Raw genomic sequence first — 14,855 nt, 5'->3', positions numbered from 1 at the left:
CCACTCTAACTGGTGGCCCCGTACGACTCCGGGTCACGCCAGCGGTCGAAGGGCCGGTCGATGGTGTACTTGCCGTTCTCCCCGAGCACCAGCATCCGCATCTCCGCGTTCCCCGGGTTCGACAGGGACTCGAACTCGGCGACCGTCCAGTGGAACCAGCGCATGCAGAACAGCCGCATGGCGAGCCCATGGGTCACGATCAGGACGTTCGGCGGGTGGTTGGGGTCCTCGAAACTACGGAACAGGCTCTCCAGGAAATTGCCGACCCGGTCGTACACGTCGGCCCCGGACTCCCCCTGAGCGAAGCGGTAGAAGAAGTGGCCGTACGCGTCCCGGTAGGCCTTCTGGAGGCGTACCTGCTCGGGGTCCTGCCAGTTGCCCCAGTCCTGCTCCCGCAGACGGGGCTCCTCGCGTACGCGTACCTGCTCGGGGTCCAGATGGAAGGCCTGGAAGGTCTCGTGCGTCCGGCGGTACGGGGAGACGTAGACGCTGACACGCTCCCGGCCGAAAAGCTCCCGGAGCCGTTTGCCGGTCTCCTCGGCCTGCTGCCAGCCCAGCTCGGTGAGCGCCAGAGCATGGTCGGGCTCGCGTTCGTACACGGTGTCATCAACATTGCCCGTTGACTCGCCGTGCCGGACAAGGACGATGCGCCGTGGTCGTGCCATGCCAAAACCCTAAAGGGGACGAGGCGGTAACGAGCACCTGTCCGGGTCACCTACGGCGTAGATCACACCGATACTGACAGTCCGGTTCCCGGGCCCCACCCGAGTCCGGATCTCCGATGTGCCAGGCAGGCCCCTCTCGGCGTCAGACCGTCCAGCTCGGTTCCAGCTCCACGATGTCGCCCGCGAGGGCGGCGACATCCGCTTCGATCTGGGCCCGCAGGGCGAGGCGCTCGATGCGTTCGACCCGGTACTTGCCGTGCTCGGCGGCCGACTGCCACATGGAGAGGATCAAGAACTCATGGCCCGGCGCCTCGCCGAACAGGCCCCGCAGCATTCCGGGGGAACCCGCCATCGCGGGGTTCCATACCTTCTCCTGCATCAGCGCGAAGTGCTCGGCGCGCTCCTCGTGGACACGACAGTGCGCCACCCGTACGAGGTCGGCGTCCCCGAAGCGCGGCTCGAAGCCGGTCTTCACGTCGAAGCGGTGGTCGAACAGCTTGACCTGCGTGTCCTTGTGGGTGCCGGACTGCGAGGCGGCGAGACGGTCGTGGGATCGGGCCATGAAGGAGTCGTAGAAGGCACGGCTCTCCCAGAACGAGAAGATGTGCGCCACCCCGGGTCGTGCCCGGCTCCAGCCCCCACCCTGTCCACGGAATCCCGGCTCCCCCAGAAGCCCCGCCCACTTTCGCTGCCCCCGCTCGAAGCCGCGGCGGTCGACCACGGTGCAGCGAATCCACTTGACCAGCACCGCGCCATGGTAAGGCCACGGAGCGTGGCGCCGGTCACCCTCCGACGGGTTGTGGCCCGGCGAGCGCCGGCGTACGCATGCGAGGATGGGCAACTGGCCTGGACTGGGGAGCAGTTCGGCCCTCACGCACCGGAGAACGGGGAGGAGAGTTCTGTTGAACGGCCTCAACAAGGGCATCCGCAAGGTCGAGGTGTCGCTGAAGTGGGATCCGAGCCCCGCCGGTCAGCCGCCCTCGGACCTCGACATCGTCGCGGCGACCTACCCGGCGGCCGACCCGAGCGGCGATCCCGCCTACGTCGTGCACTTCGACAGCCGTTCGCCCGACGGCACCATCACCCTCAACCGCGACAGCAAGACCGGCCAGGGCTTCGGCTGGGACGAGGTGATGACCGTCGAGCTGAACCGCCTCGACGGCCGGTACGGGCGTGTGGTGATCGGCGTGGCCATACAGCAGGGGGCGAGCCCGAAGACCTTCGGTGACGTCATCAAGCCGGGCCTGCGCATCCGCGAGGACTACACCGTCCTGGCCGAGGACGACTTCGCCTCGGTCCAGGGCTCCACGGCCGCGGTCGTCGCCGAGTTCGTCCGGGACGGCTCCGGCTCCTGGAGCTTCCTTCCCGGTCTCCACGGCTACGACGAGGACCCGGCGACCTTCGCCCGCGTGATGGGCGCCCCGCGCGAGTCCTGACGCACCCGCGCCACGGACGCCGAAGGGCGGCACAGCCATGGGCCGTGCCGCCCTTCAGTGCCTCAAGAGGTCAGCTGCAGCCGCTGGTCGAGCCGCAGCCCTCGCAGATGTAGCAGGAGCCGGCCCGCTGCATCTTCGTACCGCAGGAGAAGCAGAGCGGGGCGTCGGCGTGGATGCCCAGCTGCATCTCCACCAGCTCGGCGCTGGTGTGCGCCTGCTTCGGGGCGGGCTTGGCCGCCTCGACCTCGGCCCGCGGCGTGGCCACGGCCTTCAGGTCCGTCTGCCGCGGGGCCGACTGGGCCAGGCCCTCGACGTCCACGTCCTCCTCCGCGGGCTCGTACGAACCCGTCTCCAGGTGGCGCTGACGCTCCTCGGCGGAGTGGATGCCGAGCGCGGAACGCGTCTCGAAGGGCAGGAAGTCCAGCGCCAGGCGGCGGAAGATGTAGTCGACGATCGACTGGGCCATCCGCACGTCCGGGTCGTCCGTCATACCGGCCGGCTCGAAGCGCATGTTGGTGAACTTCGAGACGTACGTCTCCAGCGGCACGCCGTACTGGAGGCCGACGGAGACCGCGATGGAGAAGGCGTCCATCATGCCCGCGAGGGTGGAGCCCTGCTTGGACATCTTCAGGAAGACCTCGCCGAGACCGTCGTCCGGGTAGGAGTTGGCGGTCATGTAGCCCTCGGCTCCGCCGACGGTGAAGGACGTGGTGATGCCGGGACGTCCCTTCGGGAGGCGCTTGCGGACCGGGCGGTACTCGACGACCTTCTCGACCGCGGTCCGGATGGTGTCCTCGGCCTTCTCGGTGATCTCCGCCTTCTCCGACTCCTTGGTCTTGGCGGAGAGCGGCTGGCCGACCTTGCAGTTGTCGCGGTAGATCGCCAGCGCCTTGACGCCCAGCTTCCAGGCCTCGAAGTAGATCTCCTCGACCTCCTCGACGGTCGCCGTCTCCGGCATGTTGACCGTCTTGGAGATGGCGCCCGAGATCCACGGCTGGATCGCGGCCATCATGCGGACGTGGCCCATCGGGGAGATGGCCCGCTCACCCATGGCGCAGTCGAAGACCTCGTAGTGCTCCTGCTTGAGGCTCGGGGCGTCGATCACATTGCCGTGCTCGGCGATGTGGGCGACGATCGCCTCGATCTGCTCCTCCTGGTAGCCCAGGCGGCGCAGGGCCTGCGGGACCGTGCCGTTGACGATCTGCATCGAGCCGCCGCCGACCAGCTTCTTGAACTTGACCAGCGCCAGGTCCGGCTCGACACCGGTGGTGTCGCAGGACATCGCGAGGCCGATGGTGCCGGTGGGGGCGAGCACCGAGGCCTGCGAGTTGCGGAAGCCGTTCTTCTCGCCGAGGCGGACCACGTCCTGCCAGGCCTCCGTGGCGGCGGCCCAGACCGGGGTGTCCAGGTCGTCCATGCGCACGGCGGTGCCGTTGGCGTCGGAGTGCTGCTTCATGACGCGGTTGTGGGCGTCGGCGTTGCGGGCGTAGCCGTCGTACGGGCCGACGACCGCGGCCAGTTCGGCGGAGCGGCGGTAGGCCGTGCCGGTCATCAGGGAGGTGATGGCGCCGGCGAGGGCGCGGCCGCCGTCGGAGTCGTACGCGTGGCCGGTCGCCATGAGCAGGGCGCCGAGGTTGGCGTAGCCGATGCCGAGCTGACGGAAGGCGCGGGTGTTCTCGCCGATCTTCTGGGTCGGGAAGTCCGCGAAGCAGATCGAGATGTCCATCGCGGTGATGACCAGCTCGACGACCTTCTGGAATCGCTCGACGTCGAAGGACTGGCTGCCCTTGCCGTCGTCGTTCAGGAACTTCATGAGGTTCAGCGAGGCGAGGTTGCAGGACGTGTTGTCCAGGTGCATGTACTCGCTGCACGGGTTCGACGCGGTGATCCGGCCGGACTCGGGGCAGGTGTGCCAGTTGTTGATGGTGTCGTCGTACTGGATGCCGGGGTCGGCACAGGCCCAGGCGGCCTCGGCGATCTTGCGGAACAGCGCCTTGGCGTCGACCTGCTCGATGACCTCGCCGGTCATGCGGGCCCGCAGACCGAAGTCGCCGCCCTGCTCGACCGCCTTCATGAACTCGTCGTTCACACGGACCGAGTTGTTGGCGTTCTGGTACTGGACGGAGGTGATGTCGTCCCCGCCCAGGTCCATGTCGAAGCCCGCGTCGCGCAGGACGCGGATCTTCTCCTCCTCCTTCACCTTGGTCTCGATGAAGTCCTCGATGTCCGGGTGGTCCACGTCGAGGACGACCATCTTGGCGGCACGGCGGGTGGCACCGCCCGACTTGATCGTTCCCGCGGACGCGTCGGCACCGCGCATGAAGGAGACGGGACCGGAGGCGTTGCCACCGGAGGAGAGCAGTTCCTTGGAGGAACGGATACGGGAGAGGTTCAGGCCGGCGCCGGAGCCGCCCTTGAAGATCATGCCCTCTTCCTTGTACCAGTCGAGGATCGACTCCATGGAGTCGTCGACGGCCAGGATGAAGCAGGCGGAGACCTGCTGGGGCTGCGGGGTGCCCACGTTGAACCAGACGGGGCTGTTGAAGCTGAAGATCTGGTGCAGGAGGGCGTACGCCAGTTCGTGCTCGAAGATCTCGGCGTCGGCGGGCGAGGCGAAGTACTTGTAGTCCTCACCGGCCTTCCGGTACGTCTTCACGATGCGGTCGATGAGCTGCTTCAGGCTCACCTCGCGCTGCGGGGTGCCGACGGCGCCCCGGAAGTACTTGCTGGTGACGATGTTGACCGCGTTCACCGACCAGAACTCGGGGAACTCGACGCCACGCTGCTCGAAGTTGACCGAGCCGTCGCGCCAGTTGGTCATGACGACGTCACGGCGCTCCCAGGCCACCTCGTCGTACGGGTGCACGCCGGGGGTGGTGTGGATGCGCTCGATACGCAGGCCCTTGCTCGCCTTGGTGCCCTTGGCGCGGGAACTCCGTGCCGGACCGCTCGCCGTCTCTGTCATGCCGCCTCCCTGTATCGGGCTAAAACGCCCTGAAGTGCCACTTTGTTCCTGTGACACGGTGTTCTGTCTTGTGTCGCGACCCGGCTCGCACAGCCGTCCGCGACAGGTCTCGGATCGCCGCCGACACCCGGTCCTGACGGTCCGGAGGTGCGGCCCGCCCTCAGTCGGCGGCGTTGGCGGGCACGGGGACCTGGACAGCCCCTCCGGACCCGCGGTCGTCCTCCCGGCACCCCTCGATCGCGTTGCCGACACCGTCGTCGTCCGCGTCGGGGCGCTTCCCCTGCTCTTCCCTGAGTTCCGCGATGGCGGCCTCGAAGTCCTCCAGCGAGTCGAACGCCCGGTAGACCGAGGCGAACCGCAAGTAGGCGACGAGGTCGAGTTCCTGCAGCGGACCGAGTATGGCCAGACCCACGTCATGGGTGGTCAGTTCGGCGCTGCCGGTGGCGCGCACCGCCTCCTCGACCCGTTGACCGAGCTGGGCGAGCGCGTCCTCGGTGACAGGCCGTCCCTGGCATGCCTTGCGGACGCCGTTGATGACCTTGGTACGACTGAAGGGTTCGGTCACACCGGACCTCTTGACCACCATCAGCGAGCACGTCTCCACCGTCGTGAAACGACGGGAGCAGTCCGGACACTGGCGGCGCCTGCGGATCGACGTGCCGTCGTCCGTCGTACGACTGTCGACGACACGGCTGTCGGGGTGCCTGCAGAAGGGACAGTGCATAACTCCAACCCTCCTCACAGCGCGACTCAATAGCCCCACGAGCCTCTTGGACCCCGCGAAGCAGCCCCAAGCATAGGGGATGACCATGAGCCCTCAGACCGGGGGGACCACAACTTCTGGGCTGTTGCTGCAATCCAAGCACTAGATGTAGGGCTTGGCACGTAAATCCCCACACGACGCGCGTGTCGCACCCGTACTGGCAAGTGCCGGAGGGAGGAGCCGTCGCGGAGCGCATCCGCGCCGTCGCGGAACGGACCCGGACGCGCCGGATCGGACCGGAACGCGAGGGGAACCGGAGAAAGCCGGGTACCGGTACCCGACGGAAGAGGTGGGGAGTGGCAGACTGTGCCGCGCGGCGACAGCGGCCCACGAAGCCCCCGCCCCGGCGGTGAAGAGTACAGCAATCAGCGGTTTTGTCCGCCCGGAGCAGCCGAGCCATACACCCGCACACATGGTCACGTCAGGTAATCCATGGTTTTTCACTCGAACGTGTGTTTGGCGCAACCTTTCGAAAGCAACTACCGTTGTGCTGCACGGGAGACCATCGAGAGGGGCCGACGTGACCACGACCGCAGACAGCGCCACCATCACTGCCCAGGACCGCTCCCAGGGCCGACTCGAGCCGGTGCACGCGATGAACGAAGTTCCGAACCATGAGGGGCCCAAGCGGGCCCTGCCCGGCCGACCTCCAGGCATCAGGGCGGACAGCTCCGGACTGACCGACCGGCAGCGCCGGGTGATCGAGGTCATCAGGGACTCCGTGCAGCGGCGCGGGTACCCGCCGTCGATGCGGGAGATCGGTCAGGCGGTCGGCCTGTCGAGCACGTCGTCCGTGGCGCACCAGCTGATGGCCCTGGAGCGCAAGGGCTTCCTGCGCCGCGACCCGCACCGCCCTCGTGCCTACGAGGTCCGCGGCTCCGACCAGGCGGCGGCGCAGCCGACCGACACCGCCGGCAAGCCCGCCGCGTCGTATGTGCCGCTTGTCGGCCGGATCGCGGCCGGTGGCCCCATCCTGGCGGAGGAGTCGGTCGAGGACGTGTTCCCGCTCCCGCGCCAGCTGGTCGGTGACGGCGAGCTGTTCGTCCTGAAGGTCGTGGGTGACTCCATGATCGAGGCCGCGATCTGTGACGGCGACTGGGTGACGGTCCGCCGCCAGCCGGTCGCCGAGAACGGCGACATCGTGGCCGCCATGCTGGACGGCGAGGCCACGGTCAAGCGCTTCAAGCGCGAGGACGGCCATGTCTGGCTGCTGCCGCACAACGCCGCCTACGAGCCCATCCCGGGCGACGACGCGACCATCCTCGGCAAGGTGGTGGCGGTCCTGCGCCGCGTCTGACCCCTCGCGGCGGACGGCCTCCCGTGCCGGTCCGCGCCCCTGATCCGGGCCCCGGAATCCACTGCGCCGGTTCCGGGGTCCTGGGCTTTCGTGCCCGGTGGCCCGTCCCCTGTCGGGGGCGGGCCACCGGCTCTGCTACGCCTCTTCGGCCGCCTTCGCCTCTTCGAGGGTCTTTGCCGCCTGGTCGATCGCGGCGAGCGACTTCCGCACCTGGTTACGGTCCGTCGTGTACCAGAAGTCGGGCAGTGACGCCTTCAGATAGCTGCCGTACCGCGCCGTCGCCAGCCTCTGGTCGAGGACGGCGACGACGCCCCGGTCGCCCTGCGCCCGCACGAGGCGGCCGGCGCCCTGGGCCATCAGCAGGGCGGCGTGCGTGGCCGCCACCGCCATGAAACCGTTGCCGCCCGCTTCCTCGACGGCCTTCTGGCGGGCGCTCATCAGCGGATCGTCGGGACGCGGGAACGGAATCTTGTCCATGACGACCAGCTGGCAGCTGGGGCCCGGCACGTCGACGCCCTGCCAGAGGGAGAGCGTGCCGAACAGACACGTCTTCGGATCGGCCGCGAAGCCCTTGATCAGCTCTCCCAGCGTCTCCTCGCCCTGGAGGAGAATCGGGAACTCCGGGATGCGGACCCGCAGGTCCTCCGCCGCCAGTTGGGCCGCCCGCATCGACGAGAACAGGCCGAGAGTCCGGCCGCCGGCCGCCTGGATCAGCTCCGTGAGCTCGTCCAGCATGTCCGCCCGGTCGCCGTCCCGGGCGGGACGCGACAGATGCTTGGCGACGTAGAGGATGCCCTGCTTCGGATAGTCGAACGGCGAGCCGACGTCGACGCCCTTCCACTGCGGGAAGTCGTCCCCCTCGGTGCCCTCGGGCGCCAGCCCCAGGGAGGCGCCCACGCCGTTGAAGTCGCCGCCCAGCTTCAGTGTGGCCGAGGTCAGGGTGACGGAACGGTCCGCGAAGAGCTTCTCCCTGAGGAGGCCCGACACGGACATGGGGGCCACGCGCAGGGAGGCGCCGAAGCGGTCGTGCCGCTCGTACCAGACGACGTCCCACTCGGAGCCGTTGCTGATGCGCTCCGCGACCTCGTGCACGTTCTCCACGGCGGCCAGGGCCTGCTTGCGAACGGCGTCCTCGTCCTGGACCGACTTGTCGCGGGTGGTGCCGATCGCGGTGATCACCGTGCGGGCGGCGTCACGCAGCGCCATCAGGGCGTACGCCAGGTCCTCGGGGATCTCCTCCAGGCGCCCGGGAAGCGCCAGCTCCATCAGCCGCTCGAAGCCCTCGGCGGCGGTCTGGAGCTGGTCGGCGGCCTTCTCGTTGACGAGTTTCGCCGCCCGCTTCACCGCACGGTTGACCTGGCCGGGGGTCAGCTCGCCCGTGGCCACGCCGGTCACCCGCGAGACCAGTTCGTGGGCTTCGTCGACGATCAGCACCTCGTGCGGCGGGAGCACCGGGGCGCCCTCGATGGCGTCGATCGCGAGCAGGGCGTGGTTGGTGACGACGACCTCGGCGAGCTTGGCGCGCTCCCGGGCCATCTCGGCGAAGCACTCGGCGCCGTACGCGCACTTCGAGGCGCCCAGGCACTCCCGCGACGACACGGACACCTGGGACCAGGCGCGGTCGGAGACACCGGGGGTGAGGTCGTCCCGGTCGCCGGTCTCGGTCTCCTGCGACCAGTCCCGCAGCCGCAGCAGGTCCTGGCCCAGTTTGCTGGAGGGGGCGGCCGCCTCGAACTGGTCGAAGAGGCCGTCCTCCTCGTCCTGGGGCACGCCCTCGTTGAGGCGGTGCAGACACAGGTAGTTCGACCGGCCCTTGAGCATCGCGAACTCGGGGCGGCGGCGCAGCAGCGGGTGCAGCGCGTCGACCGTTCTCGGCAGGTCGCGCTCCACGAGCTGCCGCTGGAGGGCCAGGGTCGCCGTGGCCACGACGACGCGCTCTCCCTGCGCGAGGGCGGGCACCAGGTAGCCCAGCGACTTACCGGTGCCGGTGCCGGCCTGGACCAGCAGATGGGAGCCGTCGTCGATCGCCTCCGCGACGGCTTCGGCCATGGTCACCTGGCCGGGGCGCTCCATGCCGCCGACGGCGGTGACGGCGGCGTGCAGGAGTTCGTGGAGTGAGGGCTTCGTCATAGCGCGACCACCCTACGGCGCCGCACTGACAAACGGGTGATCGCGACGGAGGAGGCGGGGATGGGGAGAGGGGCGGGGCAGGGGGCGGGCGGAGCGGCGCCGGGGGCGGGACGGAGGTGGGGAGACAGCCTGGGACGGAGGTCGGTACGGGGGTTAGGACGGAGGTCGGGATGAAGGGTGGCGCAAGGCGCGGGACAGAGGTCGGGATGGAGGGCGGAGCGCGGGATCAAGAGGGGTTCTCTTCGGTGGGAGGGGGACGGAAGCGGGCGCTGCTCGGCGTGCTCGGCATTTTGTCGGGCGCGATCGGGAACCGGATCGGGCCGGGCGGTGTACCAGGAATGACGGCGTCACAGCAGGTGCACATCGGATCTACATCAGATCGCGCAGCAGCCGGTCCCGGATCATGAGGGCGGCCCGCTTGTCGGGCAGGTCGACCTCCGCGGAGAACCGGAAACCGGCGGTGAGGAAAGCGGAGACGGAGGGGAAGTTGCGAAGGTCGGGTTCCGCGACGACGCGGGCGCAGGAAGGACGGTTGTCCAGGACGAGATCGGCGACGGCGCGGAGCAGGGCGGAGCCGAGACCCCTCCCGCGGTCGGCCACCGGACCGATGAGGAGGTGGACGCCTGTGTCGTGGGGGCGCGCGGGGTAATGGCGGGCGATGGGGTCGAGGTCCGCCCGGTAGATCTCCCAGTAGCTCATCGGGGTGCCGTCCAGCACACCGAGGCAGGGCACGCTGCGACCGTCACCGTCGAGCTGGGCCCGGAGGTGGTTCGCGGTCACCTCCTCGGGTCCGGCGAGCTTCCAGGACGAGGCCACGGCGGAGTCGTTCATCCAGCGGGTGATCAGCGGGAGGTCCCGTCCTGGGCGGACGGGGAGGAGGCGCAGCGTGCCGACGGGGGTGACCGCGGGTCGCCACTCGGCGAGGTGATCCAGCAGTTCCCCTGTGTCCGAGAGTGCCGCCCCGCCCGGGTCGGTGTGCCCACCGTCCGGGTCGGCGTCCTCGGCGAGGAACGCGGCCAGGTCGTCGGGCAGGCGCAGTTCGAGTGTGTCCTCGTTGCTGGGGGCCCGGGTGGTGCCCGAGTCGGTGCCGGATGTGGCGCTCGCATCGGTGGGAGGCACGCGACGCTCCTCTCAGTGGATGGGGTGGGTCATGTTCCTCGGGACGTGAAGGGAGTCGACAGTGGCCGGGTCAGCGGTGGAGGGGGTTGGCGATGGTGACGTAGACGGACTGGCTGTCGACCGGGCCGACGAGTTCGTCGAGGCCGTTCAGCCGGGTCAGCAGGTTGGCCTTGCAGCGCAGGACGGGTGAGTCGAGCAGCAGGGCCGGCAGGGTGGTGTCCAACCGGGCGGGGCCGGTGGCGACATCGGTGAGGAAACGGCGGAAGGCGGCGAGCAGCAGTCGCTCGTCGGCGAGGCCTTGCGAGCCGAACGCACCGATGAGACCGAGCACGTTGTTGATGCCGAGGTAGTAGACGAACCGTTCGTCGGTGACCTCGTCGGAGACGAAGGTGTCGCTGTGCTCGCCGATGCCGGGCAGTCGGGCGTCGAGGTCCGCACGACGGGACTCGCGGAAGTAGTAGCCCTGGTTGTCGCGGTACCGCCCGCCCTGGGGCCAGCCGTCGGAGTCCAGCAGGACAACGGTGTTCTGCTGGTGGGCTTCGAGGGCGATCCCGGCCTCGCTGTCCAGCCACAGCACGGGCCGCACGACCTGCTCCAGGTAGCGCAGGAACCACTCGGCGGCGACGGCACCTCGGGGGCGCCCTGTGCGCCCGGCGATGCGGGTGACGACTTCGGCGAGCCGGGACCGCATGGCGGGGCCCTCCGGAAGACGGTCGGCGTGACCGGCCGCCTGCGGGTCCGCGAGGTGATGCGGTGCCCGGCCGCGGAGGGAGGCCCGCTGTCCGGGGATGCGGGTTGCCTGGTGCGCGCCATCCGGGTGCGGGCCTTCGGCGAACGGCCCCTCCGCTTGCGGCCCGGCCACAGGTGGCTCGTCCGCATACGGCCGGTGCGCGTGCTGCCCGCTCGCCAGCGGCCCGTCCGCGAGTGTCCCGCCCACTGGCGCTCGGTCCCTGTACGGCCTCGGTGACACGAGCCCCGCCACACAGCACGCGTCGTCCGCCGGGCCGAACGGGTTGTGCCGGATCACCACGTCCAGGCCGGGCACGGGGTCACCGCCCGGCGCGGTGACCGCAAGCCAGGCCGGGTCGCGCACGATGTCGAACCCCGGGTGGGCGGCTTGCCACTCCTTGGCCAGACCGGTGCGCAGCAGGCGGTGGACCTCGACGCCCCGGTGGAGTTCCTTGCGGAGGTTCTCCCGACGGGAGTTGGTGATCCGCAGCCCCAGCGACAGCTTCAGCATCGCGGGGGCGGCGGTGCGGTGGACGGTACGGACGGAGGAGGTGGGGTGCCACGGCGAGCCGTGGGGGCCGAGGTCGAGCAGCAGTCCGGCGTCGAGGAGGGCGGCGACGGTCGGGTGGTGTCGGACCTCGCGCATTTGCCAGGGGTGGACGGGCAGGGCGGCGTAGCCGTCGGGCAGCGGAAGGCCGGGGCCAGCCAGCCGTGCGCTCAGTCGCTCGGCCGGGACGACTCGGCCACGCTCCGTCCACGCCGAGTCGGTCGACAGAACGGAGGGTGCGACAGCCAGCCAGTGCAAGGGGAAGGAGCCACGCGACTCGGGTGAGTAGAGCCGCGCCTCCGCCTCGGACAGCCCTTCCCGACTCTTCGGGGTGGGGTGCAGCGGGTGCCCGAGGACGAGGGCCTGCTCAGCGGCGAGGAACAGATCCGGCCCGTCATCCGGCCGGACCCGCCGTTCGGCGATGAACCCCGCGACGCGCCGGACGGAGTCGGCGACCCGACCGACGAGGTCGAGTGAGTCGAGCGGGCCCGACTGGCCGAGGAGGACCGACTGGTCGTGCGGGGCCGGTTGACCGAGTGGGGCCGGATGGTCGTGCGCTGCCGACTGGCTCTGCGGCGCCGCTTGGTCATGCGGAACGGGCCGGCTGTGCGGAGCCGGTGGGCCACCTGCCTCCTCCTCTCTGGAAAGCAACGCCGCCACCGTCACCGCGTCGGCGGGCGGTGCCGTCTCGGGGGCGTCGGCGAGGCGGGGGAAGCCGAAGCGGTGCCAGCCGGTCGGGGACCAGTAGTGAACGGGGACGAGGAGGGCCGTACCGGTGGCGGGGAGGGGGATGCGGAGGGTGGCGTCGTCGGGGCGGGTGAGGTCGTGTTCGCGTACCCAGCAGCGCAGCAGGTTCTCGACGGCCGCGGTCTGGGCCGCGCTGTGCGGGTCGAGGTGGTCGAGAAGCTCGCCGGTGGGGAGGGGCTCGGGGCTGGTGGCCCGGTGTCGGGAGGGCGCGTCTGTCGGCACGGTGTCGGGCTCGGCCGGGGTGAGGGGCGCCCGTGGGGCGGGGGCGTGGTCCTCGGAGGCGTCGGTGCGGCCTTCGGAGGCGGGGGTCGCGGTCAAGGGAATTCCTGGATGTGGTGGTCCGGGCGGGGGTGGTCGTGCGGTGGTCCCGCGCGAGGCGGTCGTGCGGGGTGTTCGTGCGGTGCTCCGCGTGAGCCGTTGCGGTGCTCCGTGCGGGATGGTCGCGCGGTCGTGCGGCGGCGGGAGGTGCGGGTCGCCCGAGGGGTGCGCGCGTGGCGGGGACGAGGCCGGGGCGGAAGTCCTCGGGGCCTGGGCGGGCCGGCTGCTGAGAGGGCTGCTGGGGTGGCGTGGGGGTGACCGCACCGGCCGGTTGTCCGAGCCACCCGGTTGTCCGACCCGTCCGCACGCTCAGCCCCCGGGCGCGCGCCCCGGGTTCACGGCCGCCTCGTGACGTACCGCTCCCGGCCCTCGCGCCGCTGCGCTGGCCACGGAGGCGATCGCGTCCGTGAGGCGGTCGAGTACGGCGTCGGCCTGTTCGTCGGTGAGCGTCAGAGGAGGGAGGAGGCGTACGACGCCCGCGTGGCGGCCGCCCAGTTCGACGATCAGACCGCGGCGGAGGCACTCGCGCTGGACCGCGGTGGCGATGGACGGGGCGGGAGGGTGCGGGCCGGTGGCGCCCGGGGGGAGGGCCGCCTCGGGGTTGACCAACTCGATGCCGATCATCAGCCCCCGCCCCCGTACATCGCCGACGCACGCGAACTCCTCGGTGAGCAGGCGAAGGCGGGCGAGCATCCGGGCGCCCAGGGTCGCGGCGCGCTCGGCGAGGCCGTTCTGCCGGACGTAGGCGAGGGTGGCGGTTCCCGCGGCCATGGCGAGCTGGTTGCCGCGGAAGGTGCCCGCGTGGGCGCCGGGCTGCCACACGTCGAGGTCGTCGCGGTAGACCACGACGGCCAGGGGAAGGCTGCCGCCGATGGCCTTGGAGAGGACCATGACGTCGGGGACGACCCCGCTGTGTTCGACCGCCCAGAAGCGACCCGTGCGCCCCACACCCGTCTGGACCTCGTCAGCGATCAGCGGGATGGACCGCGCGGCCGTGATCTCGCGCATCCGTCGCAGCCACCCGTCCGGCGCCGGGATGACACCGCCCTCGCCCTGGACGGGTTCGAGGATCATCCCGGCGGGCGACGGAACACCGGACTTGGCGTCGTCGAGGACGGACTCCGTCCAGCGTGCGGCGAGTTCGGCGCCGCGTTCGCCGCCGATGCCGAACGGGCAGCGGTAGTCCTGGGGATAGGGCAGGCGGGCGACCCGTACCTCACCGGCGCCCCCGGACGCTTCGAGCGCCCCGGCGGTCATGCCGTGGTAGGCGCCGGTGAAGGCGAGCATCCCGGTGCGGCCGGTCGCCGCCCGCACCAGCTTGAACGCGGCCTCCACCGCGTCCGTGCCGGCGGGCCCGCAGAACTGCACGCGGGCGCGGTCCGCGAGGCCGGGAGGGAGGGAGCGGAACAGTTCGGTGGTGAAGGCGTCCTTGACGGGGGTGGCCAGATCGAGGACGTGCAGTGGGGCGCCTGAGTCGAGGACCTTGCGGATCGCTTCGAGGACGACCGGGTGGTTGTGCCCGAGAGCGAGGGTGCCGGCGCCGGACAGACAGTCGAGATAGCGGCGGCCGTCCGCGCCCTCGATGGTCAGCCCTCGAGCCCGCACCGGCACGATCGGCAGAGCACGCGCATAGGTGCGCGCCGCAGACTCGCGCGCCGCCTGCCGCCGCAGGATCCCCTCGTGCGCCGAGCGCGCCCCCTCGTACTCCCGCCGCGCGGGCACCCGTTCGTCCTCGTGTCCCGCGCGCGCCCCTTCGGACCCGCTCCCCACAGGTGCCACCGCAGACTCGGTCACCGCCACGACTACACTTCCTCCCGCTGCTCAGAGGCGAGTTGGCAGGGGTCACCGAGCACCGGCGGGTCCCCGCCCGTACCAACGACGCGGCACGCACTCGGAAGCGGGTGAGGCGAAGATCCTTGCCGTGACGGAACCGTTGCCGTTCCATCGGATGTCCCCCACAGGGACCGCATAGTGTGTGGTGCCGTTCCGGAGGGACGCCCGGCTCGGCGGATCCGTACCAAGCCGCGCGTACGGCGACCACGTACGAAGAAGCAGACGTACGGGCCGAGCGCGAGTCGTGTCGGAGCCGTACGAAGAGGCGGCGGTCGTGCGGCAGGGCCGTACGCGCACCGCTTCGGC

General features: G+C 70.5%; 10 protein-coding genes. 2 read left to right on the top strand and 8 right to left on the bottom strand.

Annotation, left to right across the window (positions count from 1 at the left end):
• Positions 1-5: 5 nt before the first annotated feature.
• Together ACZ4Z3_RS18570 and ACZ4Z3_RS18565 are read right to left on the bottom strand one after the other, a co-directional pair.
• A complete protein-coding gene (locus tag ACZ4Z3_RS18570) occupies positions 6-665 on the bottom strand; it encodes a histidine phosphatase family protein (protein ID WP_468501992.1) in 660 nt (219 codons plus the stop codon).
• Between the two features lie 142 nt (positions 666-807).
• Positions 808-1,413, bottom strand: a complete 606-nt coding sequence (locus ACZ4Z3_RS18565) for a YdbC family protein (protein WP_468501991.1) — start codon at positions 1,411-1,413, stop codon at positions 808-810.
• 154 nt (positions 1,414-1,567) lie between these two features.
• On the opposite strand from ACZ4Z3_RS18565, the gene ACZ4Z3_RS18560 reads away from it, so the two are divergent.
• Positions 1,568-2,101, top strand: coding sequence for a TerD family protein (locus ACZ4Z3_RS18560; protein ID WP_468501990.1), 534 nt, complete (start codon positions 1,568-1,570; stop codon positions 2,099-2,101).
• 70 nt (positions 2,102-2,171) lie between these two features.
• Here the strand turns inward: ACZ4Z3_RS18560 and ACZ4Z3_RS18555 are convergent, their stop codons facing one another.
• On the bottom strand, positions 2,172-5,066 hold the full coding sequence (locus ACZ4Z3_RS18555; RefSeq protein ID WP_468501989.1) for a vitamin B12-dependent ribonucleotide reductase: 2,895 nt from the start codon (positions 5,064-5,066) through the stop codon (positions 2,172-2,174).
• Between the two features lie 160 nt (positions 5,067-5,226).
• Positions 5,227-5,790, bottom strand: coding sequence for a transcriptional regulator NrdR (nrdR, locus tag ACZ4Z3_RS18550; protein WP_468501988.1), 564 nt, complete (start codon positions 5,788-5,790; stop codon positions 5,227-5,229).
• A gap of 559 nt (positions 5,791-6,349) precedes the next feature.
• Here nrdR and lexA point away from each other — a divergent pair.
• Positions 6,350-7,126: a transcriptional repressor LexA gene (gene lexA, locus ACZ4Z3_RS18545; protein WP_055512494.1), complete on the top strand. Its 777-nt coding sequence runs from the start codon at positions 6,350-6,352 to the stop codon at positions 7,124-7,126.
• A 135-nt stretch (positions 7,127-7,261) separates the two neighbouring features.
• Here lexA and ACZ4Z3_RS18540 read toward each other — a convergent pair whose 3' ends face one another.
• The 4 genes from ACZ4Z3_RS18540 to ACZ4Z3_RS18525 all read right to left on the bottom strand — a co-directional run bounded on the left by ACZ4Z3_RS18540 (position 7,262) and on the right by ACZ4Z3_RS18525 (position 14,516).
• A complete protein-coding gene (locus tag ACZ4Z3_RS18540) occupies positions 7,262-9,256 on the bottom strand; it encodes an ATP-dependent DNA helicase (RefSeq protein WP_468501987.1) in 1,995 nt (664 codons plus the stop codon).
• Between the two features lie 369 nt (positions 9,257-9,625).
• Positions 9,626-10,375, bottom strand: coding sequence for a GNAT family N-acetyltransferase (locus ACZ4Z3_RS18535; protein WP_468501986.1), 750 nt, complete (start codon positions 10,373-10,375; stop codon positions 9,626-9,628).
• 70 nt (positions 10,376-10,445) lie between these two features.
• Positions 10,446-12,716 carry an IucA/IucC family protein gene (locus tag ACZ4Z3_RS18530; protein ID WP_468501985.1) on the bottom strand — a complete coding sequence of 757 codons (2,271 nt, stop codon included), beginning with the start codon at positions 12,714-12,716 and terminating at the stop codon, positions 10,446-10,448.
• Between the two features lie 309 nt (positions 12,717-13,025).
• Positions 13,026-14,516 (bottom strand): diaminobutyrate--2-oxoglutarate transaminase family protein, encoded by a 1,491-nt coding sequence (locus ACZ4Z3_RS18525; protein ID WP_468501984.1) that lies wholly within the window; start codon positions 14,514-14,516, stop codon positions 13,026-13,028.
• Between the last annotated feature and the right edge of the window lie 339 nt (positions 14,517-14,855).

Source organism: Streptomyces sp. NPDC030296, from assembly GCF_055572815.1.
The sequence above is the reverse complement of the archived record's forward strand: the minus strand, read 5'-3'. Positions and strand labels throughout refer to the sequence as shown.

What these genes read in the sequence shown, in the direction of transcription:
- nrdR (WP_468501988.1), bottom strand. Translation starts at nt 5,790, where the DNA reads ATGCACTGTCCCTTCTGCAGGCACCCCGACAGCCGTGTCGTCGACAGT.
- ACZ4Z3_RS18570 (WP_468501992.1), bottom strand. Translation starts at nt 665, where the DNA reads ATGGCACGACCACGGCGCATCGTCCTTGTCCGGCACGGCGAGTCAACG.
- ACZ4Z3_RS18540 (WP_468501987.1), bottom strand. Translation starts at nt 9,256, where the DNA reads ATGACGAAGCCCTCACTCCACGAACTCCTGCACGCCGCCGTCACCGCC.
- ACZ4Z3_RS18555 (WP_468501989.1), bottom strand. Translation starts at nt 5,066, where the DNA reads ATGACAGAGACGGCGAGCGGTCCGGCACGGAGTTCCCGCGCCAAGGGC.